Source organism: Streptomyces sp. NBC_00988, assembly GCF_045162645.1.
Lineage (GTDB): Bacteria > Actinomycetota > Actinomycetes > Streptomycetales > Streptomycetaceae > Streptomyces.
The window spans coordinates 4,125,183-4,149,423 of the sequence record NZ_CP108730.1; the positions used below are offsets into that span (position 1 = coordinate 4,125,183).

At 67.5% G+C, this 24,241-nt stretch carries 24 protein-coding genes and 1 pseudogene; 17 read left to right on the top strand and 8 right to left on the bottom strand.

Annotated features, from left to right (window positions below; all coding sequences use genetic code 11):
• Positions 1–12: 12 nt before the first annotated feature.
• Positions 13–1,017: a sugar ABC transporter permease gene (locus OG496_RS18725; RefSeq protein ID WP_366491277.1), complete on the bottom strand. Its 1,005-nt coding sequence runs from the start codon at positions 1,015–1,017 to the stop codon at positions 13–15.
• A gap of 138 nt (positions 1,018–1,155) precedes the next feature.
• Positions 1,156–2,430, bottom strand: coding sequence for an extracellular solute-binding protein (locus tag OG496_RS18730; RefSeq protein ID WP_366491276.1), 1,275 nt, complete (start codon positions 2,428–2,430; stop codon positions 1,156–1,158).
• A 362-nt stretch (positions 2,431–2,792) separates the two neighbouring features.
• Here OG496_RS18730 and OG496_RS18735 point away from each other — a divergent pair, with 362 nt between their 5' ends.
• Positions 2,793–3,827: a LacI family DNA-binding transcriptional regulator gene (locus OG496_RS18735; RefSeq protein WP_318015932.1), complete on the top strand. Its 1,035-nt coding sequence runs from the start codon at positions 2,793–2,795 to the stop codon at positions 3,825–3,827.
• Positions 3,828–3,990: 163 nt separating this feature from the next.
• Positions 3,991–4,860 (top strand): phosphatase PAP2 family protein, encoded by an 870-nt coding sequence (locus OG496_RS18740; protein ID WP_405971657.1) that lies wholly within the window; start codon positions 3,991–3,993, stop codon positions 4,858–4,860.
• A gap of 457 nt (positions 4,861–5,317) precedes the next feature.
• Here OG496_RS18740 and OG496_RS18745 read toward each other — a convergent pair whose 3' ends face one another.
• Positions 5,318–6,217 carry a LysR family transcriptional regulator gene (locus OG496_RS18745; protein WP_405971658.1) on the bottom strand — a complete coding sequence of 300 codons (900 nt, stop codon included), beginning with the start codon at positions 6,215–6,217 and terminating at the stop codon, positions 5,318–5,320.
• Positions 6,218–6,262: 45 nt separating this feature from the next.
• On the opposite strand from OG496_RS18745, the gene OG496_RS18750 reads away from it, so the two are divergent.
• Positions 6,263–7,249, top strand: coding sequence for a DMT family transporter (locus tag OG496_RS18750; RefSeq protein WP_405976645.1), 987 nt, complete (start codon positions 6,263–6,265; stop codon positions 7,247–7,249).
• On the opposite strand, the gene OG496_RS18755 is transcribed toward OG496_RS18750, so the two are convergent.
• Positions 7,246–10,245: a bifunctional [glutamine synthetase] adenylyltransferase/[glutamine synthetase]-adenylyl-L-tyrosine phosphorylase gene (locus tag OG496_RS18755; protein WP_405971659.1), complete on the bottom strand. Its 3,000-nt coding sequence runs from the start codon at positions 10,243–10,245 to the stop codon at positions 7,246–7,248. The two genes, OG496_RS18750 and OG496_RS18755, sit on opposite strands and share 4 nt — an antisense overlap.
• A 193-nt stretch (positions 10,246–10,438) precedes the next feature.
• On the opposite strand from OG496_RS18755, the gene OG496_RS18760 reads away from it, so the two are divergent.
• The 6 genes from OG496_RS18760 (at position 10,439) to OG496_RS18785 (ending at position 15,270) form a co-directional block, all read left to right on the top strand.
• Entirely contained in the window at positions 10,439–10,951 is a 513-nt protein-coding gene (locus tag OG496_RS18760) for a pyridoxamine 5'-phosphate oxidase family protein (protein ID WP_405971660.1), read from the top strand.
• A gap of 24 nt (positions 10,952–10,975) precedes the next feature.
• The gene (locus tag OG496_RS18765; protein WP_399394732.1) at positions 10,976–11,416 is read left to right on the top strand and encodes a VOC family protein; all 441 of its coding nucleotides are present in this window, start codon (positions 10,976–10,978) and stop codon (positions 11,414–11,416) included.
• 134 nt (positions 11,417–11,550) lie between these two features.
• Positions 11,551–12,426 carry an alkaline phosphatase family protein gene (locus tag OG496_RS18770; RefSeq protein WP_405971661.1) on the top strand — a complete coding sequence of 292 codons (876 nt, stop codon included), beginning with the start codon at positions 11,551–11,553 and terminating at the stop codon, positions 12,424–12,426.
• A 1-nt stretch (position 12,427) separates the two neighbouring features.
• Positions 12,428–13,789 carry an MFS transporter gene (locus OG496_RS18775; RefSeq protein ID WP_405971662.1) on the top strand — a complete coding sequence of 454 codons (1,362 nt, stop codon included), beginning with the start codon at positions 12,428–12,430 and terminating at the stop codon, positions 13,787–13,789.
• Positions 13,786–14,805 (top strand): TolB family protein, encoded by a 1,020-nt coding sequence (locus OG496_RS18780; RefSeq protein ID WP_405971663.1) that lies wholly within the window; start codon positions 13,786–13,788, stop codon positions 14,803–14,805. The genes OG496_RS18775 and OG496_RS18780 overlap by 4 nt, the downstream gene beginning before the upstream one ends.
• Before the next feature lie 300 nt (positions 14,806–15,105).
• On the top strand, positions 15,106–15,270 hold the full coding sequence (locus OG496_RS18785) for a hypothetical protein (RefSeq protein WP_405971664.1): 165 nt from the start codon (positions 15,106–15,108) through the stop codon (positions 15,268–15,270).
• A gap of 14 nt (positions 15,271–15,284) precedes the next feature.
• Here the strand turns inward: OG496_RS18785 and OG496_RS18790 are convergent.
• Positions 15,285–15,377 (bottom strand): annotated as a pseudogene (locus tag OG496_RS18790) (glutamine synthetase); the annotation flags it as partial.
• Between the two features lie 247 nt (positions 15,378–15,624).
• Between OG496_RS18790 and OG496_RS18795 the strand changes: the two are divergent.
• Complete coding sequence (locus tag OG496_RS18795) at positions 15,625–16,263, top strand: DUF4145 domain-containing protein (protein ID WP_405971665.1); 639 nt, start codon at positions 15,625–15,627, stop codon at positions 16,261–16,263.
• 114 nt (positions 16,264–16,377) lie between these two features.
• Here OG496_RS18795 and OG496_RS18800 read toward each other — a convergent pair whose 3' ends face one another.
• On the bottom strand, positions 16,378–18,402 hold the full coding sequence (locus OG496_RS18800; protein WP_405971666.1) for an ATP-binding protein: 2,025 nt from the start codon (positions 18,400–18,402) through the stop codon (positions 16,378–16,380).
• Between the two features lie 234 nt (positions 18,403–18,636).
• On the opposite strand from OG496_RS18800, the gene OG496_RS18805 reads away from it, so the two are divergent.
• Positions 18,637–19,047, top strand: a complete 411-nt coding sequence (locus tag OG496_RS18805) for a GntR family transcriptional regulator (protein WP_405971667.1) — start codon at positions 18,637–18,639, stop codon at positions 19,045–19,047.
• Between the two features lies 1 nt (position 19,048).
• Entirely contained in the window at positions 19,049–19,615 is a 567-nt protein-coding gene (locus OG496_RS18810) for an HD domain-containing protein (RefSeq protein WP_405971668.1), read from the top strand.
• Here OG496_RS18810 and OG496_RS18815 read toward each other — a convergent pair.
• Both OG496_RS18815 and OG496_RS18820 read right to left on the bottom strand, forming a co-directional pair.
• Entirely contained in the window at positions 19,603–20,076 is a 474-nt protein-coding gene (locus OG496_RS18815) for an NUDIX domain-containing protein (RefSeq protein ID WP_405971669.1), read from the bottom strand. The genes OG496_RS18810 and OG496_RS18815 overlap by 13 nt on opposite strands.
• A gap of 2 nt (positions 20,077–20,078) precedes the next feature.
• Positions 20,079–20,837 (bottom strand): helix-turn-helix domain-containing protein, encoded by a 759-nt coding sequence (locus OG496_RS18820; RefSeq protein WP_405971670.1) that lies wholly within the window; start codon positions 20,835–20,837, stop codon positions 20,079–20,081.
• A 553-nt stretch (positions 20,838–21,390) separates the two neighbouring features.
• Here OG496_RS18820 and OG496_RS18825 point away from each other — a divergent pair.
• From OG496_RS18825 to OG496_RS18845, 5 genes are all read left to right on the top strand, one after another.
• Positions 21,391–21,759 carry a hypothetical protein gene (locus OG496_RS18825; protein ID WP_405971671.1) on the top strand — a complete coding sequence of 123 codons (369 nt, stop codon included), beginning with the start codon at positions 21,391–21,393 and terminating at the stop codon, positions 21,757–21,759.
• A 135-nt stretch (positions 21,760–21,894) separates the two neighbouring features.
• Positions 21,895–22,185 carry a hypothetical protein gene (locus tag OG496_RS18830; RefSeq protein WP_405971672.1) on the top strand — a complete coding sequence of 97 codons (291 nt, stop codon included), beginning with the start codon at positions 21,895–21,897 and terminating at the stop codon, positions 22,183–22,185.
• Positions 22,182–22,835, top strand: a complete 654-nt coding sequence (locus tag OG496_RS18835; protein WP_405971673.1) for a GGDEF domain-containing protein — start codon at positions 22,182–22,184, stop codon at positions 22,833–22,835. Before OG496_RS18830 ends, OG496_RS18835 begins: the two co-directional genes overlap by 4 nt.
• The gene (locus OG496_RS18840) at positions 22,832–23,842 is read left to right on the top strand and encodes a DUF2637 domain-containing protein (protein ID WP_405971674.1); all 1,011 of its coding nucleotides are present in this window, start codon (positions 22,832–22,834) and stop codon (positions 23,840–23,842) included. Before OG496_RS18835 ends, OG496_RS18840 begins: the two co-directional genes overlap by 4 nt.
• The gene (locus tag OG496_RS18845; protein ID WP_405971675.1) at positions 23,842–24,234 is read left to right on the top strand and encodes an RRQRL motif-containing zinc-binding protein; all 393 of its coding nucleotides are present in this window, start codon (positions 23,842–23,844) and stop codon (positions 24,232–24,234) included. Before OG496_RS18840 ends, OG496_RS18845 begins: the two co-directional genes overlap by 1 nt.
• The last annotated feature ends 7 nt before the right edge of the window (positions 24,235–24,241 follow it).

Genomic DNA, 24,241 nt, shown 5'->3' on the forward strand with positions numbered 1-24,241 from the left:
GGGACTCCTGCCTCAGATCGCGAGCTGTTGGTCATTGCGGTTCAGCCAGCGGCGGTAGAAGGAGGTGAAGACGATCAGGATGGCCAGCAGCAGGATTCCGTAGGCGGCCGACTGGGCGAATTCGCGCGGCTGTTGGCCGAAGCCGAGGAAGTACGACCAGGTGACCAGGATCTGGGCGTCCGGGGCGGTGTTGCCGAACAGCAGGAAGATCACGGCGAATTGGTTGAAGGTCCAGATCACACCGAGCAGGACGACGGTGGAACTGACCGACCTGAGGCCCGGGAGAGTGACGTAGCGGAAGCGCTGCCAGGGGCTCGCGCCGTCCATCTCGGCGGCCTCGTAGAGCGAGGTGTCGATGGACTGGAGGCCGCCGAGCAGCGAGACCATCATGAAGGGCACACCGCACCAGGTGTTGACCATGATCGCGGCGAACCGCTGCCAGAACGTGCTCTCCAGCCAGTCGGGTTGGGGCAGATGCAGGCTGTGCAGCGCGGAGTTGATGATGCCGCCGTCGGCGAGCATGAAGCGCCAGCCGAAGACCGTGACGAAGGTGGGGACGGCCCACGGCAGGATCAGGATGAGGCGGTACAGGGTCCTGGCGCGCAGCTTCTGGTTGAGCAGGAGTGCCAGGGAGAGGCCGACCGTGTAGTGGAGGGCGACGCAGAGCCCGGTCCAGACGATCGTCCAGATGAAGTGCGACCAGAAGCGGTCGTACGACGTCGGGCCGAACAGGATGTCCTTGTAGTTGTCGAGCCCGATGAACTTGTAGGTGGCGTCGATGTGGTTGACGCCGATCGTGCGCGCGGTGTTGAGGCTGTCGGCGTCCGTGAGCGTCAAGTAGAGGCCGTACACCAGCGGGTAGAGCACGAGGACGCCGAGCACGACGACCACGGGGATGATCATCGCGTACGCGTACCAGTGCTTCTGGTAGGCGTGCTTGAGGCGGCTGCCGGGTCCGGGTCGGGGGGCGCGGTCACCGTGGCGCTTGCCGGTCGCGCGGTCGATGGCGACTGTCATGGTTCGTTCGACACCTTCTGGAAGACCTTCTGGAAGTTCAAGCGGGTACGGCAAGTTCGAGGGCTACGGCGGCGCAGGCCGATGGCCGTCGGATCCGTCCCCCACGCTCACGCTGGCGGATCCGACGGCCACTCGGGGCTACTTGCTGAAGTCCGGGACCAGCTTGGCGATCGCCAGCTCGGCGTTGCTCAGGCCCTTGTCGAGGGACTCCTTGCCACCGGCGACCTTGGGCAGTTCGGTGTCCAACGGGCCCCACAGGGAGCTGTATTCGGCGAGCGCCGGGCGCGGCTGGGCGGCACCGAGGACGCTCTGGAAGCCGGCGATCCCCGGGTCCGACTTCACGGCGGCGGTGTACGCGTCGTCGCGGGTCGGCAGCGTCGAGTTCTTCAGCGCGATCGTCGACTGGGAGGCGGCGGAGGTCATGAAGTTGACGAACTTCAGGGCCGCCTTCTGGTGCGCGGAGTCCGAGCCGGCGTAGACCGAGAGGTTGTGACCGCCGGTCGGGGCACCGGACTTGCCGGTGGAGCCGGCCGGGATCGTGGCGATGCCGAGGTTGGACTTGTCCTTGAACGCCGAGCCCTTGTAGAAGTTCGTGATCTCCCACGGGCCCTGGATGATCGCGGCGACCTTGCCGTTGACGAACGCGTCCTGGATGTGGGCGTAGGCGTCCGCGGTGGTGTCGGCCTTGTGCAGGCCGGTGCCGGAGAAGAGGCTCAGCCAGGTGCCGTAGGCCTTCTTCGCGGCGGCGGAGTCCACGGTGATCTTCTTCGCGGAGGCGTCGACGGTGTCGGTGCCCTCGCCGTAGAGGAAGGTCTGCGCGTAGTAGGCCTGGGTGGAGCCCCAGTAGCCGTCGACCTTGGCCTTGGCCTTGATCGTCGCCGCGTCGGTCTTCAACTCGTCCCAGGTGGTGGGCGCCTGGGTGATGCCGGCCTGCTTGAAGAGGGCCTTGTTGTAGACGAGCGCAAGGGTGTCGGTGACCAGCGGCACGCCGTACGTCTTGCCGTCGTACTGGGCCTGCGTGATCAGGTTCGACTTGAACTTCGCCTGGTCCGCGAGGGCTTCGGTGCCGTCGAGCGGCAGGAAGTAGCCCTTCTTCGCGAAGGCGGGGGTCCAGCCGACCTCCGAACGCAGCACGTCCGGGGCGCCCTTGGAACCGGCGGCGGTGTCGAACTTGTTCTGCGCCTGGTCGAAGGGCACGTTGACGTACTTGACCTTGACGTTCTTGTTGGCCGCCTCGAACTTGGCGACCAGGGCCTTGTACGTGGGTGCCTCATTGGTGGCGTTCGAGGTGTCCCACCAGGTGATGGTGACCGGCCCGTCGGACTTGCCGCTGCCACTGTCACTGCCGCCGCAGGCCGTCGCCGCGAGGGCGATGGACGCCACCAGCGCGGTGGCCGCTATGCCACGCCGCATGAGTTCTCCTTGAGGGTGAAAGCCCGTGAGGTGCAGGGAGGCGGTCCCGTCCGCCACCCTGTCGACTTGCCGACTGCGCCGTTGCGTCCGCCGGGCGTCGCCGAACGTAACAGCGATGCAAGCGTGGCGAAAGTACTTGCTGCAAAAAACTGCAAGACCGCCTGAGAGTTACCCTCCCGTGACCTCACCTCGACCCCCGCGAAACCCGGTACTGGCGCGGCTGAGCGGGCAAGGGGACACTTGTGCAAGACTCTGCAAGCTCTTGCCGCAGGCCGTACGTCGACCAGCAGCCGACCAGAACACGAGGGATCGCGATGACGCAGCAACCCGCAGCGCGCCGACGGCCGGTACAGTCCACTCCCGTGACCACACGGCTTGCCGACATCGCCGCCCAGGCGGGGGTGAGCGAAGCGACCGTCAGCCGCGTCCTCAACGGCAAGCCTGGCGTCGCCGCCACCACCCGCCAGTCCGTCCTCGCCGCGCTCGACGTGCTCGGCTACGAACGTCCGGTACGGCTGCGGCAGCGCAGCGAGGGCCTGGTGGGCCTGATAACACCGGAGTTGGAGAACCCGATATTCCCCGCCCTGGCGCAGGTCATCGGCCAGGCGCTGACGCGGCAGGGCTACACACCGGTGCTCGCCACGCAGACCCCGGGCGGTTCCACCGAGGACGAGCTGACCGAGATGCTCGTCGACCGCGGCGTCGCGGGCATCATCTTCGTCTCCGGGCTGCACGCGGACACCTCCGCCGACATGCAGCGCTACGAGCAACTCCGGGCGCAGGGCGTGCCGTTCGTCCTCGTGGACGGCTTCTCGCCGAAGGTGCAGGCGCCGTTCATCTCCCCCGACGACCGCGCGGCGATGACCCTCGCGGTCACCCACCTCGTCTCGCTCGGCCACACCCGCATCGGACTGGCGCTGGGCCCCAAGCGGTTCGTACCCGTACAACGCAAGATCGAGGGCTTCGTCCGCACGATGCAGGACCAACTGGCCCTGACCGCCGAGGACGTGGAGACCCGGCTCGTGCAGCACTCGCTGTACACGCTGGAGGGCGGGCAGGCCGCGGCCGCCGCGCTGATCGACCGTGACTGTACGGCGGTGGTGTGCGCGAGCGACATGATGGCGCTCGGCGCGATCCGGGCGGCCCGGCAGCGCGGTCTCGACGTACCCAAGGACGTCTCCGTGGTCGGTTTCGACGACTCCCCCCTGATCGCGTTCACCGACCCGCCCCTGACGACGATCCGCAAGCCGGTTCCGGCGATGGGACAGGCGGCGGTGCGGACGCTGCTGGAGGAGATCGGCGGGACGCCTGCCCCGCACAGCGAGTTCGTGTTCATGCCGGAACTGGTGGTGCGGGGGTCTACGGCTTCGGCGCCCGGAGACCGGAATCGTCCCTGACTCCCCCTGACTCCTCCCTGAATCGTCCCTAAGGGGGAGGAAACGCGGCCGGATACAGTGCGCTGGTTGTAGTCCGGGGCCTCTCCTCGTCGTAGAACATGCGAGCCGGACCCGACCAAGGGATGATCGGTCGCGGAAGCCTTTTCTGGCAGACTTCATGTCTATGGGTGAGACCACCGTGACGACATTGGAAGGCCGTGAAGAAGCCGTTCCGAGCCCCGTCGCGGACGCCGCGGGGCAGGGTTTTCTGCGCCGGTTGCGTCGGTTGCGGACTCCGCGCCGGCCCCGGCTGTGGTTCGAGATCCTGCTGATCGCGGTGAGTTACTGGACGTACTCACAGATCCGCAACGCGGTCCCGGAGCAGAAGAGCGCGGCGCTGCGCAACGCCGACTGGATCTGGCGCGTCGAGAACCATCTCGGTATCGCCGTCGAGCAGTCGGTCAACCACGCCGTGAATTCGGTGACTTGGCTGATCGTCGGCATGAACTACTACTACGCCACACTGCACTTCGTGGTGACGCTGGGTGTCCTGGTGTGGCTGTTCCGCAGCCATCCGGGCCGGTACGCGGCGACGCGCCTCGTCCTCTTCGCGACGACGGCCGTGGCCCTGGTCGGCTACTACTTCTTCCCGCTGGCCCCGCCCCGCCTCATGAACGGCAGCCACTTCGTCGACACGGTCATGGTCCACCAGACCTGGGGTTCGATGGCGTCGGGCGACCTGAAGCACGTGTCGAACCAGTACGCCGCGATGCCGTCCATGCACATCGGCTGGTCCCTGTGGTGCGGCCTGACGATCTTCACCCTGGCGAAACTCCCCTGGGTCCGCATCCTCGGCCTGCTCTACCCGGCGGCAACACTCCTGGTCATCGTCTCCACGGCCAACCACTTCTGGCTCGACGCGGTGGGCGGCATGCTCTGCCTGGCCTTCGGCTTCACGGTCTCCCGCCTCTGGTACGGCGCGCTCCCGTACGCCCTGCCGAGGACGGTGGCGGTACGCGGCACGAACGGGACCTGGCTCCCCACGAAAGCGTGAACGCTCCGCTGGCGGCGTTGGGCTGCGTGCGCAACGTGCGCTGCGTGAGCTGCGTGAGCTGCGTGAGCTGCGTGAGCTGCGTGAGCTGCGTGAGCTGCGTGAGCTGCGTGAGCTGCGTGAGCTGCGTGAGCTGCGTGAGCTGCGTGAGCTGTGTCGATATGCGGCTCCGCTGCCGGGCGGCCGCGCTGCCGTCGTTCCGCTGCCGCGCCGTCGTGGCTGGTCGCGCCCACGCGGCAGAGCCGCAAATCGACACAGCCCCACGCCCCTTCGAGGGCGCTGCCGGACTGCGACTGACTCCGGACTGCGACTGACTTCACCCGACCCGCTCAGCCCTCGTTCGCAGCCTCCCGGACGGCCGCGTGAATGGTCCGTCCGGGCTCCGGATCCCTTACGACCCGTACGACCACGTCCGGATTGCGGCAGCCAAGCCCCAGCCGGGGACCTCACCCGACCCCGCTCAGCCCCCGTTCACCGCGTCCCGCAACGCCCGCAGAAACACCCGCAGAGCCGGCTGCGGCGGCGCCGACTCCCGGACGGCCGCATGGATGGTCCGTACAGGCTCCGGATCCCGTACGACCCGTACGACCACGTCCGGATGACGGCTGCCGAGGCCCAGGCGGGGAATCAGGGTCACCCCGAGGCCGGCCGCGACGAAACCCTGAGCTGTCACGTAGTCCTCGCTCTCCACCGCGAAGCTCGGCCGGAACCCCGCCGCCTCGCACGCGTCGAGCTGGGCGTCTAGACACGGCCCCGGCCACTCGCTGCCGACCCACGGTTCCTCGGCCAGCTCCCCCAGCTCGACGCTCCGCCGCGCGGCCAGCCGGTGCCCCTTGGGCAGGACGGCGAGATACGGATCGTCGAGCAGCTTCACCAGCCGTACGCCCTCGTGGCTCCCGGACACTCCGGACGCCCCGACCACCAGCGCGACATCCGCCCGCCCCTCCTTCACCTCGGGCAACGGGTCCTCGGGGTCGGTGAGCTTCAACTCCAGCTGGACTCCGGGGTGTTCGGCACGGAGCCGGGCCACGGCGGGGGCGACCAGGGCGGCACCGGCGGTGGCGAAGTAACGGACCGCGAGCCGTCCCGTGCGCCCGGCCACCAGGTCCGCCAGCGCCGTCTCCGCCTCGGCGACCTGCCGGCCGATCGCGTCCGCGTACCCGGTGAGCAGCAGCCCGGCCGCCGTGGGTCGCACCCCGCGCCCGACCCGCTCAAGGAGCGCGGTCCCGGCCTCCTTCTCCAGCGCCCCGACCTGCTGACTGACGGCGGACGGCGTGTACCCGAGCCGGGCCGCCGCCGCGGTCACCGACCCACACCCGACCACAGCCCGTAGTACCTGCATGCGTCGCACATCAAGCATGTAGCACAGGTTAACGGTCACTGTAGAATCATTCGCTTGTCCTGCATGGTCCGGCTGCCCGACCGTGGACCCATGCAGCCCGCCTCGACAGTCCGCATGGCCGTGCTCGCCCTCCTCTGGGGGTCCGGCTTCCTCTGGATCAAACTCGCCCTGAACCACGGCCTCTCCCCCGCCCAGATCACGATCACCCGCTGCGTCCTCGGCACCCTGGTGCTGCTGGCCCTGGCCCGCTCGGCCGGTCAGCGCCTGCCCCGCGACCGCGCGACCTGGGGCCGCCTCGCGGTGGCCGCCCTGTTCTGCAACGCCATCCCGTTCGCGTTGTTCAGCGTCGGCGAACAGACCGTCGACTCCGGTGTGGCGGGCGTCCTGAACGCCACAACTCCCTTGTGGTCCCTGCTGATCGGCATCGCGCTGGGCACAGACCGCGGCCTGAGCCGTGCCCGCCTGACCGGACTCCTCCTCGGCTTCGCGGGCACGGTCCTGATCTTCGCCCCCTGGCACCGTTCGGGCCTGCTCACCTGGGGCGCGCTGGCCCTCCTGGGCGCCGCCGCGAGCTACGCCGTGGCCTTCGCGTACATGGCCCGCAAACTCACCACGGGCCAGGCGCCGTTGGCCGTCTCGGCGGCGCAGTTGATGGCGGCGACGGCTTGGACCACCCTCGCCCTGCCTGCCACCGGCCCAGTACACCCCGACCTGACGGCCCTGCTCGCGGTGACCGCCCTGGGCGTCCTCGGCACCGGCGTGACCTTCTACCTCAACTACCGCCTGATCGCGGACGAGGGCGCGACAAGCGCCGCAACAGTCGGATATCTCCTGCCAGTTGTGTCGGTAACGCTGGGTGCGGTGCTGCTGGACGAGAGGGTGGGGCTGCGGGTGATGGCAGGCATGGCGGTAGTCCTGGTGAGCGTCGCCCTTACAAGGCGCAGCTCAGTGGACATGCCTTTCAGGGGTGCGGGGCTGCGACATTCGCGGCTCAGCCGCGCGGGCGCGCCCAGCCCCCACCGACGGTCAGCCGACGAACAACCCGCCTAGGCCCCGTAGAACAACACGTCCACCACACCACGCGCCCGCCGAGTAGTACGCCGGTAGTCGTCGAGCATGTCCCCCACATGCCCCGGCCCGTACCCCAAGTACCTTCCCACGGCAGCCAGTTCACGCGGATCAGACGGAAACGTGTCGCCCGCCCGCCCTCGCACCAACATCACCGCGTTACGAACCCGGGTAGCCAACACCCAGGCCTCGTCCAACGTCGCCGCGTCCTCGCCGGAAATGAGCTCAGCCGCACAAGCCGCCGCAAGCCCCGCCCGAGTACGCGTAGTCCGCAACCCCGGCTCCGCCCACGCATGCTGCAACTGCATCAGCTGCACAGTCCACTCGACGTCGGACAGCCCCCCACGCCCCAACTTCGTATGCAGAGTCGGGTCAGCCCCACGAGGCAACCGCTCGGACTCCATACGGGCCTTCAACCGCCGAATCTCCCGTACGGCATCGTCACCCAGCCCCTCCGCCGGATACCGCAGAGGATCGATCAGCTCGATGAACCGCCGCCCCAACTCCTCGTCCCCGGCAACAGGTTCGGCCCGCAACAACGCCTGCGACTCCCAAACCAGCGACCACCGGCGGTAGTACGCCTCGTAGGAGTTCAACGACCGTACAAGCGGCCCCGACTTACCCTCCGGCCGCAGATCCGCGTCGATCAGCAGCGGCGGATCCGAACTGGCGACCTGAAGCAACCGCCGCATCTCGGAGACGACCTTGTTGGCCGCCTCGGAGGCTTCCCGCTCGGCCACCCCCTCGCGGGGTTCGTGCACGAACAGGACGTCCGCGTCGGAGCCGTAGCCCAGTTCGTGGCCGCCGAAGCGGCCCATGCCGATGACGGCGAAGCGGGTGGGGAGGGTGTCGCCCCAGCCCGCGCGGACGACCGCGCGCAGGGTGCCGGCGAGGGTCGCGGCGGTGAGGTCGGAGACGGCGCCGCCGACCCGGTCGACGAGGGCGCCCTGGTCGGCCTCGACGGGCTGGGTCTCGGTGCCGTAGGAGCCGACGATGTCGAAGGCGGCCGTACGGAAGAGTTCGCGGCGGCGGACGCCGCGGGCGAAGGTGACGGCCTGGACGGCGTCGTCGGCGCGGCCGACCGCGGCCAGTATCTCCTGGTCCAGGTGGGCGCGTTCGCGGGGTTCGAGGCCGCTGCCGCCGTCGCCGTCGCCGAGGAGGGCGACCGCTTCGGGGGCGCGCATGAGGAGGTCGGGGGCGAGGCGGCCGGCCGACAGGACGCGGGCGAGGTTCTCGGCGGCGGCGCCCTCGTCCCTCAACAGCCGAAGGTACCAAGGGGTCTTGCCGAGCGCGTCGGACACCTTGCGGAAGTTGAGGAGGCCCGCGTCCGGGTCGGCGGAGTCCGCGAACCAGCCCAACAGGACGGGCAGCAGGGTGCGTTGGATGGCGGCCTTGCGGGTGACGCCGGAGGCGAGGGCCTCGATGTGGCGCAGGGCCGCCGCCGGGTCGCTGTAGCCGAGGGCGACCAGCCGTTCGCGGGCCGCCTGGGGGCTCAACCGGGTCTCGCCGGGGGCGAGTTGGGCGACCGCGTCGAGCAGCGGGCGGTAGAAGAGCTTCTCGTGCAGGCGTCGTACGACGGTGGCGTGCCGCTTCCACTCGCGGTTCAGCTCGGCGACGGGGTCGGTGCGCAGGCCCATCGAGCGGCCGAGGCGGCGCTGGTCGGACTCCTCGACCGGGACGAGGTGGGTGCGGCGCAGCCGGTAGAGCTGGATGCGGTGTTCCATCGTGCGCAGGAAGCGGTAGGCGTCGTCGAGGCGGGCGGCGTCCTCGCGGCCGACGTAGCCGCCGGCGGCGAGGGCCTCAAGGGCGACGAGCGTGGTGCCGCTGCGCAGCGAGGTGTCGGCGCGGCCGTGCACCAACTGCAGGAGCTGGACGGCGAATTCGACATCGCGGAGGCCGCCGGGGGCGAGCTTCAGTTCGCGGTCGATCTCGGCGGCGGGGATGTTCTCGACGACCCGGCGGCGCATCTTCTGCACGTCGGTGACGAAGTTCTCGCGCTCCGCCGCCTTCCACACGAGGGGTTCGAGCGCATCGATGTACTCCGCGCCGAGCGCGAGGTCGCCGGCCACCGGGCGGGCCTTGAGCAGGGCCTGGAACTCCCATGTCTTGGCCCAGCGTTGGTAGTAGGCGAGGTGGCTGGCGAGGGTGCGGACCAAGGGCCCGTTGCGGCCCTCGGGGCGCAGATTGGCGTCGACGGGCCAGATGGATCCCTCGACGGTGGTCTCGGAGCAGATCCGCATCATGTGCGCGGCGAGCTTGGTGGCCGCGCGGACCGCCTTGCCCTCGTCGGCGCCCTCGACGGCCTCGCCGACGAAGATCACGTCGACGTCGGAGATGTAGTTCAGCTCGTGGCCACCGCACTTGCCCATCGCGATCACCGCCAGCCGGCACAGCGCGGCGTCGTCGGGCGCGGCGGCACCGGCGATGGCGAGGGCTGCGCGCAGGGTGGCGGTCGCGAGGTCGGCGAGTTCGGCGGCGGTCTGCGCGAGGTCGGTGGTGCCGCACACGTCACGGGCGGCGATGGACAGCAGGCAGCGGCGGTAGGCGACGCGCAGGGCGACGGGGTCGGTGGCCTCGGCCAGCCCGCGCTCGAACTCCTCCACCCCGGGGTGGAGATCGCGCGGCTCGTACATGACGAGGGCGTGCCAGTCGCGCGGATGCCGGGCGAGATGATCCCCTAGGGCGGCGGAGGCGCCGAGGACACCGAGCAGCCGGTCACGCAGGGGCTTCGCCGCGATCAGGGTGTCCAGCAGCTCGCGGCGAGGAGTGTCCTCGGGCTGTGCCTCCAGGAGCCGTACGAGACCCTGAAGGGCCAGGTCGGGGTCGGCGGTGGCGCCCAGGGCCTCCAGCAGGACCGGGTCGTTCCTTATCGGCGCCAGCTCCGCGCTCTCCAGGAGCCGCTCGGCGGCCGAGGGATCGGTGAAACCGTGCCGCAGCAGTCGCGTGAAGGTGCTGCTCCTGCGCCCCGGCGCCGTCATCCTCGGCCTCCCTCGGATCAAGGTCGTTCGGATCTAGGTCGTAACGTCCCGAGCCTAACCGCAGGTGCGGGCGGTGGCGCCGGGGCGTGCGGCGATGAGTTCTGGAGGGGTACGGGGTCTGCCCCGTAGAACCAGAGAGGGACCGACACAGGGAGAAGCCGATGATCTACGGCTCAGGTACTAGGGGTAGCCGATGACCGACAAGAAACCGATCACCCGTCTCGACCCCCGCTACAGCGACCCGGCGGCGACCGCGACCGACTGGTCCGCGGCCGAGGCTCAGCTCGCGGCGGCGGAGCAGTTCTGGATCTCGACGGTACGGCCGGACGGGCGGCCGCATGTGACGCCCCTGCCCGCGGTGTGGGCGGACGGCGCGCTGCACTTCTGCACCGGGCCCGAGGAACGCAAGGCGCGCAACCTCGACGGCAACCCGCACGTCGTGCTGACGACGGGCACGAGCACCTGGGACGAGGGGTACGACCTGGTCGTCGAGGGTGCGGCGGCGCGGGTCACGGACGAGGACCGGCTGCGGGAACTGGCCGCCGCGTGGGAGGCGAAGTACGGCGGCTTCTGGCGCTTCGACGTGCGGGACGGGGCGTTTCATCACGGTTCCGAACACGCCTACGTCTTCGCTGTGGCGCCCCGCACGGTTTTCGGCTTCGGTAAGGGGGAGCCGTTCAGCCAGACACGGTGGCGGTTCGAGTGACGCGCCTGACAAAGGAGTCAAGCCATGGACATGACCCTCGAAGTGATCGTCCTGCCGGTCTCGGACGTGGACCGGGCCAAGGAGTTCTACCGGGACAAGGTCGGCTTCCACGTCGATCTCGACGGTGAGGTGATGGAGGGCGTGCGGATCGTGCAGCTGACGCCGCCGGGCTCGGGCTGTTCGATCGCGCTGGTCGACGGGTTGCAGATCCCCACTGGGACGCCGCAGCCGGGGACGTACCACGGCATGCAGCTGTGCGTGCAGGACGCGAAGGCGGCCTACGACGAACTGACCGCGCGCGGGCTCGATGTCAGCGAGCCGGTGCAGTTCGCGCCGCAGGACGGGGCGACGTTCATGTACTTCAAGGACCCGGACGGGAACGGCTGGGCGATCCAGGAGTACCGGAAGCGGGCCGCCGAGCCGCTGCACCAGGTGCTGGCCCAAGTGGCCGCACTGCAGGAGTAATTCACCACTTCTTCATCCGCCGGGTTGGGAGCGGTGGAGTGCGGGCATCTTGGCGTGTGCATGCTCGGTTCGCACCGTCACCCCCGTCCTCCCCCCACCCGGAGGTAGATGTGTCCGGCAGTTCCGCTAGTTCCGTGTACCGCCGCAGCCGCGCCGCCGTGGCGTCCGCGCTCGCCTTCTCGGCGGCCGCCGTCGGGGTCTGGACCGGTTTCGGCACCGTCTCGACCGCGCACGCCGCGACCGGGGTGCCGACCCCGGACCACGTCGTCGTGGTGGTGATGGAGAACCACGCCTACAGCCAGGTCATCGGCTCCTCCAGTGCCCCCTACATCAACTCGCTCGCGACCGGCGGCGCCGCCCTCACCCAGTCGTACGGGATCACCCACCCGAGCCAGCCGAACTACTTCGCGCTGTTCTCCGGCTCCACCCAGGGCATCACCAGCGACAGTTGCTACACGGCGGGCTTCTCCTCGGCCGCGAACCTCGCCTCCGAGGTGACCGCGGCGGGCGGCACCTGGGCCAGCTACAACGAGACGCTGCCGAGCCAGGGTTCGACGACGTGCAGCAGCGGCAACTACGCGCGTAAGCACAACCCTTGGTTCGGCTTCTCCAACGTCGCGACGTCCACAGCGAAGACGTTCACGCAGTTCCCGACGGACTACACGACCCTGCCCGACATCTCCTTCGTCACCCCCAACCTGTGCAGCGACATGCACGACTGCTCGGTGGCGACGGGCGACACCTGGGTGAAGAACAACCTTGGTGCGTACGCCACTTGGGCCAAGACCCACAACAGCCTGCTCGTCGTCACCTTCGACGAGGACAACCTGCTCAGCGGCAACCGCATCCCGACGGTCTTCTACGGCCAGCCGGTGACCGCCGGTTCGACGTCCTCGACCACGTACAACCACTACAACCTGCTGCGGACCCTGGAGGACTCCCAGGGCCTGACCACCCACGCGGGCAACGCGGCCTCGGCCGCCGACATCACCGGCATCTGGGCGTCCTGAGATGTACGTGGCGGACAGCCGCGCCAACGCCGACCCGAGTGCCGGGAGTACTACGGGTATTGCCCGTAGGACGGCGCGGGTGTCCGCTGCCGTAACCCCCACCGTCTTCGCCCTCGGCGCGGTCAGCCTCATCACCGACGTGTCGTCCGAGATGGTGACTGCGGTCCTCCCGCTGTACCTGGTGACGGGCCTCGGCCTGTCCCCGCTGGGCTTCGGTCTCCTGGACGGCATCTACAACGGCTTCTCGGCGCTCGTCCGGCTGGTCGGCGGCCACCTCGCCGACCGCGGCGGCGGTCGCCACAAGTGGATCGCGGGCATCGGCTACGGCATCTCGGCGCTCTGCAAACCGCTCCTGCTGCTGGCCCACACCCTCACCCCCATCGGCCTGATCCTCGCCGCCGACCGCACGGGCAAAGGCCTGCGCACGGCACCGCGCGACGCGCTGATCTCCCTCTCCTCCACCCCGGAGAACCGCGGTCGTGCCTTCGGCGTACACCGCGCGATGGACACGGCGGGCGCGCTGCTCGGCCCGTTGGCGGCGTTCCTGATCCTCCGGGCGACGGTGGACGGCTACGACGCGGTGTTCACGGTGAGCTTCTGCGTGGCGGTGGTCGGCGTCCTGGTGCTGGTGCTGTTCGTGCCGGGGTCGTCGTCAACTGCCGCGCCCCGCACGGAGAAGGCCGTACGGGAGAGGGTCGTAGGGAAAAAGGCCGTAGGGGAAAGGGCCGTCGGTGAGAAGCCCGTAGGTGAGAAGGCCGTACGCCCGACCCTCCGCGCCGCCTTCGCCCTCCTCGCCCGCCGCGACCTGCGCCGGATCACCGTCTGCGCACTGCTCCTGGGCCTCGCGACGGTCAGCGACTCCTTCGTCTACCTGCTCCTGCAACGGCGACTCGGTGTCCCCGACCGCTGGTTCGCACTGCTGCCGCTGGGCACGGCGGCGGCGTTCCTGCTCCTCGCCGTACCCCTGGGCCGGCTCGCGGACCGTGTCGGCCGCTGGCGGGTGTTCCTCGGCGGCCACGGCGCCCTCCTCACGGCGTACGCCTTGTTGCTGACGTCCTGGCACGGCACGGCCCTCCCCTACGCCGTCCTCCTCCTGCACGGCGCCTTCTACGCGGCGACCGACGGCGTGCTGATGGCGGCGGCCTCGGACAGCGTGCCGGAGGAACTGCGGTCGTCAGGGCTCGCGTTGGTGCAGACGGGCCAGGCGGCGGCACGGTTCGTGTGCTCGCTCGGCTTCGGCGCGGCGTGGACGCTGTGGGGAGACCGTACGGCGCTCATGGCGTCGGCGGTGGCGCTGGGAGTCTGCGCGGCCTTCGCCCTGACGCTCCGCCCCGGCCGATCAGTTCTGGAGCCCGCCTCATGACCTTGCGCAACCGCGTCCTGATCCTCGTCGCTGCCATAGCCGCACTCGCCGTAGTGGCGGTGGCCTCGATACTGCACGCGTCGGCCCGGGCCGAGCGACGGAACGAGACCCAGCCCGGCGGCCCGAAGATCACCGCGGGAAGGATCACGCTCACCGCGCCCGGCACCATGGTGTTCCGCAACATGGCCTGGGGCCCCCACCGGGACGAACTCACCACGGTCCCGGCGTCCGACCCCTCCGGCCCCCGCACCGCCGCGGGCGTCAAGTGCCTGCGCTTCTACGCCAGTTCGGGCACCGGGGTCTGCCTCCAGGCGGTCCACGGCACGGTCACGGACACGTACCGCGCGCTGATCCTCGACGCACACCTCAAGGAGACGGCCCACTACGACGTCCCCGGCATCCCCTCCCGTGCGCGCGTCTCCCCCACGGGCCGCTTCGCCGCGTGGACGGCGTTCGTGGGCGGCGACTCGTATGCCGGGACGAATTTCTCGACGCGGGCGGCGATCGTGGACACGAGGACGGGGAAGCTGATCCCGACGCTGGAGTCGTTCCGGATCATCAAGGACGGCCACGTCTACCACGCGGCCGACGTCAACTTCTGGGGCGTGACCTTCGCGTCGGACGACCGCACGTTCTACGCGACGGTGGCGACGAAGGGCAGCACCTATCTGGTGCGGGGCGACCTGCGCACGCGCACGGTCACCACGCTCCACACCAACGTCGAATGCCCGTCCCTCTCCCCCGACGGCACGCGCATCGCGTACAAGAAACGCGTGAAGGGCCTCCCGAAGGACGCCCCCTGGCACCTCTACGTCCTCAACCTCCGCACGATGCGCGAGACTTCACTGGCGGAGCCGAGGAGCGTCGACGACCAGGCCGTCTGGCGCGACGACCACACGATCGTCTACGCCATGCCCGGCGACTACGGCGCGGACCTCTACGAGGTACCGGCGGACGGCACGGGCAGGGCTCGGCTGATCAGCGGCGCGGCGGTGTCTCCGGCGTTCCTGAGGTAGCGCCCGACAGCTGTCCACCGTCCTGACCAAAACCGTCGCCGAGCGGCTCATCACCGGCGCCCGACTCCAGACCCGGGTCAGCCCGGACAAGGGTCAGGCCCCGGACGTCTGTGGCTACACCGCCCCCGACGGACGGTCGACGCTGTCCCTCAACCCGACCTCCCGCGCCTACGCCGCCGAACTGTCCGCCGCCCACAACCTGAGCGCGAACCCGGACCCGGCCGGGATGCGCGTCGTACGGGTCGACACGGTGGGCGACCTGGGCCGGCGGGCCTTACGGGAAACGGCGTCCAGACCCAGGTGCGGCAGCGGATCTCCTTCGTGGTGTGGAACACGGGCGCCCGAAGCTGGGTACTGACCTTCGCGACCACCACGGGCACCTCGACAGAGCCGACCACCGTGCCGCACGACACGGTGGTCCAGGTCGCCCGCTCCATCACGGCGAGACTGCCCGCGAGCCGGTGACCCACGCGCCCCGCCTACAGAACCGGCAAGTTCTTCCGCAGCTCGAACGCCGTGACCTCGGAGCGGTACTCCTCCCACTCCTGCCGCTTGTTGCGCAGGAAGTGTTGTGGTCCGTGAGCGACCTCGGGAGACCGACGTCGATGCAGCACTGGCCGTTGGCCGAACAGTCGTCGTTGGTCGTCGTTGGTCGCCTTGGGCCGCCCTTCGACGGCCCACAGACGGCCCCGCTGATGCGCAGCGGCACGAGCGGCGATTGAGGCCACAAATGAGGCCCGTTCGCATCAGATCGGTGTGCTTGCTGGAACGCCACAATGAGCATGCGACGGCGCCCACCGCGCGGGTACCCTCACTGCCATGGCATCGACAAATTGCGGCTGGTGTGGCGTTCTGACTCACATGATCCCAAGCTCGCAGGATCCTATTCGGGTGCCCAACCCTGCGGGCTACGGCGATCCGGTTTTCATGTCCACGTTCCAGTGCTCGAATGAGCATTGCAGCCGATACAGCATCGGCTATACGACCTCTCGCTCTCAGTACCTGAGCCGTGAGCAGTTCATCGTGATGCCCATGGAGTGGGAGCCCGCGAATGTCCGTCGCCCTAATTTCCCTGACGTGCCGGATCGGATTTCCGAAACCGCAAGCGAGGCACATGCCTGCCTTAGCGTTGGAGCGGCACGCGGCGCCGTTGCTCTAGCCCGTGCCGTTGTTGAGGCAACAGCCAAGGAAAAGAGCATCACTGCGGGCAGCTTGATGCAGAAGATCGACGAAATGGCCAACCAGGGAATCATCCGCGAGCTGACCAAAGAGACGGCGCACGCCATCCGCGATGGCGGCAACGAGATCGCCCATGGTGACATCGCCAACGATCCGATGCCGCTCGAAGATGCAACAGCCATTGTTGAGTTCATGGATTCACTGTTGGAAGAGGTCTTCCAACACCCTGCGAAGTTGGACCGCTTGAGACAGAGTCATCAGAACCGGAAGAACCCCTGACCCCGTCTCCGTGATCACCTGCATCCTTCCTTACGGGACCCGAAAAGCGTCGCCTAACCACGCCTGATAGGGCAGCGCTTGGGATTTAAATGAAACCCCTCCCAATAACTTGGGTCAGTTATCGTATCCTTCCACAGCAGAATTCATGCCTGAGACTGCGTCATCACTTCGGGGCGCCGGCACGATCGCAGCTGTCTCCTCATCATCATCCGGTTGCAGAACCGTTGGGGTGGCATCCGCATATTTTCGCACCAGGTACTCCAAAGCATGCTCGTCCGTAGACTGATAATCGAGCCTGTCTCGGTAGAAGTGCAAGCGTTGCTTGCATTCCTGGATGACTTCACTCCATTCACGAACCCACAACCTAGCAGTGGAACCAACCGTTGCAGCCTGTCCGGGAGGCAAGTGAGGCTGCCGGGTGATACTACGCAAAGCTTCATCCAGGGAGTTGCCGATGAGCCAGAAGTCCCAGTTGGCTTCAGTTGCCCTAAAGCGTTCGTCCTTGACAACGGCCGTCGCATACTTTACGAGCTGGCTAAACTCTGCCATTCCAAGTTTGACGCTAGGCCGCTTGAGCTCAACGACCAGATGGTGAGGTTTTTGCACCCACACCGTGGTCTTAGAAAGCATGAGATCAACTCGCCCTGTGCTGCCATCCAGAAGACGCACATTGGCATCGTCCGGCACGGGTAGCCTCAGTAGGGACAAATGCTTTCGGAGAACCTCCGAAAGACCACGCTCACTAACCATTAGAGAGTACTCTTCACCAAAAATCCAAGCCTCGTTCTCCAGAATCTTATGTAGTTGATCCCGCTCTCTTGTTACCTTCTTAGCTTCAGTATCAAAGAGGAGAATTTCCAAGGCGCGCAGGAAATCGAGACGGTCGGTGACCTCAGTGGAAGTTCGAATTAGCGACGTTAGACTTGTACGCTTCAGAAGGAAGCCCAGCTCCTCCTTCTCCTGAAGCGACAGGGAGAAGAACCGCTCCAGAATCTCTGGCGTGTGACCTGGCTTCGCAGCCAACGTCTCCTTAAGGAGCCCCAGCGTGGCCTTTCGAGCCTTGCGCGTTTTTGGAATATGTTTGGCGATAGTCGTCGCAACTGTATCGAACGCTTCGCGCTCGGTAACCTCCGAGGGTTCGACAGGCTCCCCTTCGTAGGGATAGACCTCTTCTCGCTGCCACTCCAGCACTTGCTCACGCCGTCGAGCATCAACCCTGCCCCGAAAGTGCACGCGCAGGCGCTCTCTGGCCTGCTCTACTACTTCCGAGGCTGGCGAATCCTCGTCCCAATCCACCAGCGCCAAATCTTGCGGACGATCTTCAAACCCCTTCCAGGACAGGTAGGCGGTGAAGTTAAATCCCGGCGCCTGAATTTCTGGACGCAGCTTTACTAGCGGCATCCTCCTAGAATCACACAGCGCAAGTTCACGCGTCACGCCCTTACGCCACTCTATTACTCGCAGTTCAGGTGCGGGCCGGTCGTCGACTTGATTGAGCGAATAGACGGCCGAATGAACCTGCACTTCGCCAGGATCAACCCGAATACCGTCATAAGTGACCGAAGAATCTGGGTAGGTTTCCAGATATAGAGCAAACTCAGTCGTAAGTGCCGCGATCACTCTTGGAGTGTTCAGCAATCGGCTCAGATGAGGTACCTCACCCCAAGCCTCAACGACGGTCCCGGTATCCTCAGAAGTGGCACCTATTGTGTCAATCTGAAATCTGCGCATCGAGGAGCGATCGGCCTCGATGACCGTTTTGATCACACCATCGATTCCCTCACCAATGGTAATCCAGCGAACATGTTGACCAAGAGCAAAAGCACGAACCCGACCCTGGCCATTCCTGCCGTGCATCGCACGACCCTTATCCAGGGAAACTAATTTAGTCTTCTTCCAAGATCCGCCCAGCTTGTCAAAATAGGACGGGCATGCTTCCGATGGCATTCCGTGACCATCATCTGAAACGATCACCTTACTGACGCCATCGATTTCGTTCCGCTCAATTCCTACGGTGACATTCGTCGCATCCGCGTCCAGTGCGTTCCAGATGAGTTCAATTACCGCACCTACCGGATCGTTCAGTTTGGCCACGCCTTCGACGTGGTCCTGCTCGACCCTCAGCGTGATGCTCTCCATGGCCCCCCCTGATGCAGCGTCGGATGACGCGATCGCTGCGCCAACTACTGTCAGTATCCGCTCGATGACGCCTGTTGTGAACACCGCGATCACCGCGTACTAGCCAGCCGGGCAATGCCTGCCTGCAGGCTCGGCTACATGGGAAGCTTGAGTCAGGAGACAGCCTGGTAGAGGGGAGAGTGCGTGTCACAGCAGGCCAGCCCTCGGGGGACCTTCTTGGAGGTTGCGGAGGCGGTGAAGGCCAAGATCAAGGCGGACCGGGAAATGACGGAACTCCCGCCCGCCGTCGACCTCATGCGCGATCACGACGTCTCGCGCGGGGTTGTGCTTCGCGCGTTCAAGGCGCTTGCGAAGGATGGTGTCGCCGAACCGGTACGGGGAGGCCGATGGCGCGTCGTACGTGAAGGCGAACAGGTCGACCGACGCCCGCTGGACGAGCGCATCGCCGCAATCATCCCTGCCGAAGGGTTCGAGGTGGGCGCAGCCTTCCTGAGCGCATCGGACCTGATGGACAGGTTCGGAGTCTCCCGCCCCACCGTGACCAAAGCCCTCGACAAGTTGGAGGCCGCCGGCGTGCTGGCGAGTAGAGGACAAGGCAAGGTGCGGACCGTCCGCGCCGTGCCGATTCGAGAGGAGCGTTCGTAGTTTGTCGGACCTGACGGAATGGGCCTATCCCCTGGCTGAGTCCCTGCTTGCCGAGCCTCTGCCGCGGCGCTGGGAGCACTGCCTAGGAGTTGCCGAGAGGGCACGTACTATCGCCCTCATTCTTGACCAGGACGCGGACCTGTTGGAAGCGGCGGCCGTGCTCCACGACATCGGCTATGCGCCGGACCTGGCCAAGACGGGCTTCCACCCTCTGGACGGCGCCCGCTACCTGCGGGATACGGCCAACGCCGACGAACGGGTCATCAACCTAGTCGCCCATCACTCCTGTTCCTGGCTGGAAGCGGAAGCGCGCGACCTGCGTGAGGAGTTGGAGAGCGAGTTCCCCCGCGAGAGTACGCACCTGAACGACGCGCTCTGCTACTGCGACATGAACACCACGCCGGACGGGACTCCCACGAACCCGATCGACCGAATCAACGAGATCACCGGACGGTACGGGCCGGACAGTCTGATCGGTAAGTTCATCCGGCGCGCCGAACCCGAGATTCTCGACTGCACGTCTCGCGTCCTCGAACGCGTCGCTGCCGCCAAGCGTCAGCCGATGTAGGGAGCGGTACGCGTTCGGTCCATGGCGTGCTCGATACGGAGCCGCATCGTGGGGTGGACGTCCAGCTCCCGCAGGTCCGTTGGGTCAGCCCAACGGACCTGCGTCGTCTCGTTGCTCGTACGCAGCTCGCCGCCGACAGGTCGCGCTCGGAAGCAGATGCTGAACTGCTGGCGGATCTCGCCGTCGTCGTACTGCATGACGTGCCCAGGGTCTGTGTAGATACCGGACAGGTCGACGACTTCGGCCTTGATCCCCGTCTCTTCCCAGACCTCACGGACCACCGTGTCGCTGATGGACTCGCCGACGTCGTGGCCACCGCCGGGTAGTGCCCAACGTCCGTTGTCGGATCGCTGAATCATGAGCACCTGGCCCGCGTCGTTCTGGACGAACGCCACGACCGAGGGCACAACCGAGTTGGCCGGCGGGGCGTCCGGGTCGTGCAAGTAGTCGATGCGTCCCATGCTCAAGCTCCCGTGAAGTCGTGTTCCATCACCTGGCGCGCGCCTCCCCAGGTCTGTTCGATGCTATTCGCATATGTGTCGAAGAGCCCGCCGCCGGGCACTCGCCGCAGGTGCAGTACGGGAGCCATGTAGGCGCCGATGCCGTAGACGTGAGTGTTCACCAACATCTCGTCATCCGACCGGAAGAGCGAGTTGTACAGCGTCGCATTGTGCAGCCGGAAGTGGATGTCGGGATGACTGGTGAAGAGCGGGCGGTAGTTCATCAAGGCGTTTCGGATCTTGCCGTCCATGATCCGATGACCTTCATCTATCCCACGCTGTTGAACTGCTGGGCAGTCAGGATCACCAAGCAGAACCCGGATTTGAGCGGTCTCTTCAGCCTTCGCCTTGAGAAGGTCGATGAACTGGGGATCTTCAGACAGCCACAGTCCCGCGTAGACGAGGATGTCCAGCCGAAGCCTTGCCCGTCCGTACATCTCGCGCCAGAGCCCTGCGGGCACCATGTGGCGGTGCGGATAGATGGTGACGATCTCAGCCTTGCTCAGGTCCGCAGCGCTTTCGACGGCGCGGGAGTCGTCCCAAAGAGTCGTCACGTCGACCGCTAAGGCTGACGCTGTCGCGTACTGGTGTCGCCGGTACGGCACCTTCCCCTGCGTGATCCAGCGTTCGACGGTCTTTGCGTTGACGTTGATGGCGTCGGCTAGATCCTGCACCGTCATGCCCTGCGCCAACAGGGCTGACCTCAAACGCTCGTTGGACATCTGAACCCCCGGTGGGACGTCTAGGGACTTCTTGAAGGTACCTAGACGTCCTTGAGGTGTCCACGTACGGGGTAACCAAGTCCCCTGACCTGGGGCGATTCTGATGATGCGCCAAGAAGTCCCGGCGCAAAACCAAGAGGTTCCGTCGCTGCACTTGACGGACCCCCATGCGGTACCTGTAAAACAGGTACCGCAACGAACGCCCGGAGGGTCCTCGAAACGGGATTCATCGGCTGTGTTCGCACCTGCTTGTCCTGCAAGACCGCACGACCAGGAGCCCCGCATCGGACGGGGGGAGGCGACCCGGCGCCTTGGCATTCACCGGAGGGCTTAGACCGCAAGGTCACGTCTCCATACGCCTACTTCGAGGCCGGACAGCTCTACCTGACACGGGAGCGCGGTTGCGATGAAGGAGACACGCACCATCTCGACTTCCGCCGCACTTGGTGCGGCGGCTGGTTGCCTCCCCCGCCCGTCCGGCTTTGCGCCGTACGGGTGGGGTTGAGGGGAGCCGGGATCGTCTCGGAACTCCGCGACTTCGAGGGGGAACCCCATGCTGCTCGCCATCGGTGACGTCGTCCGTATCCGCAGCACCAAGACACTGGGCACGGTGGCCGGCGTCGCCAACCACCGCGTCGGCAACGTGGTCGACGTCCAGATGAACGGCACCACGCGTCAGCCGGTCAGGCCGCAGGACATCGAGTTGGTCGCCCGCGGCTTCAAGCCGATGACGTCCGGCCGCGCGATGGCCACCCTGCTGTTCTTCGTGCTCGGCATCGCGTCCTCGGTCACCAACTGCGTCTACGTCCGCGACCTGGGCGCCAACTGGGCCATGGTCACGTTCGTCGCCGTCACCTCGGTCACCGCCGTCACCGGCGGACTGATCAACGTGTTCAACCGCCCGCGCCGGGTCCACGTCTGACCCCGTCGCGATCTGCGCCTCACTTCGCTTCGTTACCCGCCCGCGCATGCGGCACGGGTCCCTTCTCGCCGGGGCGGTCGCCTCTCGCCAAAAGACCGCGACCGCCCCGGCATCCCTTCGATGCCAGGAGAACCCATGCGTACATACATCGGCCGCCAACAGGCCGTCTCTGCCGAGGACTTCGCGGAACTCGCGCTCGGCACCCCGGTTGAGCTGTGGCTCGGGGTCGAGGGCGAGAGCGAGGAAGAGCGCGCGGCCCGTGAGGACGCGGCGCGCGACATCCTCGCCGACAACCCGACCTTCCCCGACGACCTGGTCCGCATCGCCGCGCAGGCCATCGAGGACAACCCGGACCTGTTCGACGTCGTCGCCCTGGTCCGCCCGGCCGCCCGCCGTCGCGCTGCCCGTAAGGGGGTTGCGGCATGAGTACGTTGCTGACTGCCGCCGTAGCCGGTGTGCCGATGGCGGCCGGATGGTCCCTGCACGCGCTGCGCCTGCGCCGCCGTATCGAGTCCGCGCGCCGTGACCCGCTGACGGGTCTGTTCACCCGTGACGCGTTCGCCGAACGTGCCCGGAAGGTGTTGGCGGGCGGCCGGAGCGCGGTCTACGTCATCGATCTCGACAGGTTCAAGGGGATCAACGACACGCATGGGCATGCTGCCGGGGACGCGGTCATCGCGGCCACCGGTGGGCGGCTCGCGGAATGGGCCGACGTCAACGGGGGCATCGTGGTGCGCCTGGGTGGCGATGAGTTCGCCGCGGTCGCCCGGGTGTTCAGCCTGGCTGATCTGTCGTGGACGCTGGGGGAGTTGACCCGCGCCATCAAGCGGCCGGTCATCGTCGACGGCCGCTCCCTCACGGTGGGCGCCTCCGTCGGTGTGGTCGCCTACGACCCGCGTACCGACGACGTGGACCTGTCCACGCTGCTACGGCTCGCGGATGAGCAGATGTACGCGGCCAAGCACTCCGGTGCCGACTGGCTCACGGCCCTGGACCTGACCCCGAAGAGCGGGACGGCCAACGGCCGCCGCGCCGGCCGCGCCGGTACGCACGGCGGGACGGAGGCCACGTCATGACCACCACCCCGCCTCTCGCCCCCGAAGCTCTGCCGTCCGGAGTGCCGCCGCTGACCCGCCCGGAGATGGGCCTCGCCGGTGTCGGCGCGCTCGCCGCGGCTGGTGTCGGCGCGCTCGGTCTGATCTCCTCCTTCGACGCGGTGTCCGCTGCCGCGGCGAGTTGGGGATTCTCCGCTCCGTGGATGCTGCCGGTCGGCATCGACGTGTCCATCCCGGTGTTCACCGTCGCCAACCTCCTCCTTATCCGGATGGACATGGCGCTTGCGTGGGTGCGGTTCGTGCCCTGGGTGCTGACGCTGATCACGTGCGGGCTGAACATCGCGGCCGGACACTCGCTGTCGGCGAAGGTCGCGCACGGCACGATGCCGCTGCTGTGGGTGGTGTTCTCCGAGATCGGCGCGCACGTCTACGCCGTGCGGATCGGCGCTGCCACCGGCCGCCGGATGGAGAAGATCCGCTTCTCCCGCTGGCTGTTGGCGTTCCCGTCCACGTTCGCGCTGTGGCGCCGGATGACGCTGTGGGAGATCACCTCCTACAGCGAGGCGCTGGCGCGGGAGAAGGAACGGCAGTTGGCCCGCGCGGACCTGCGCGAGACCTACGGCCGCAAGTGGCGGACCAAGACCCCACGGCGCGAGCGCGTGATGCTGCGCATGGGCGACCTCACCCCCACCACCGAAGAGACCACCCCCGCGCTGCCCTCGATCGAGACGCCGTCGGCGCCTCCGGCCGACGCCAAGCCCCGCGCCCGCCAGCAGACCGCCGCCAAGGCCAACGGCAAGGCGAAGGGGCAGCGCACTTTCGAGGTGCTGCTGAGTGAGGCGCGCACGGTCACCGCACTGTGGCCGGATGCGGAGTTGACCGCGGACCGCGTCCGTACCGCGGTGCGCTGCTCGGCAGCCAACGCCCGCGCGCTGCGTGACGCGTTGAAGTCGGAGCGCGCTGAAGGCCGCCCGCTGTACTCCGTGGACGCTGCGGAGGGCGAGGCGTCCGGGGCTGAGGCCGCCTGATGCCCGGGTCGTTCGGCAAGTGCTACGACCCCACCGGCGCCCAGTTCGGCATCCCCACCTACCCGTGGCGCTACGCCCCCGACGGGCTGGCCACGCGCCGCCAACTACGCGCCCGTGGCCTGCGTCCGGGCGGTCAGCCGATAGCGGCGCAGGTCTTACGGCCGCGCTACCGGCGCGGCCCGCTGGTCGCCTACCTCTACCGCCTCGACCAGGCCAAGCCGGTCCGGCCGATGACGCCCGGAAAGCGTGCCGCGCTCGCCAAGGCGATGTGCGCCCGCCGCACCTGCCCGGCCTGCCGCACGGACGCGGGATACGTCATCCCCAGCTCGCTCGGCATGTGCGTGCCCTGCGCCTACCCCGACACCCCCACCACCCCAACTTCCTGTCCCTGAAGGGGGA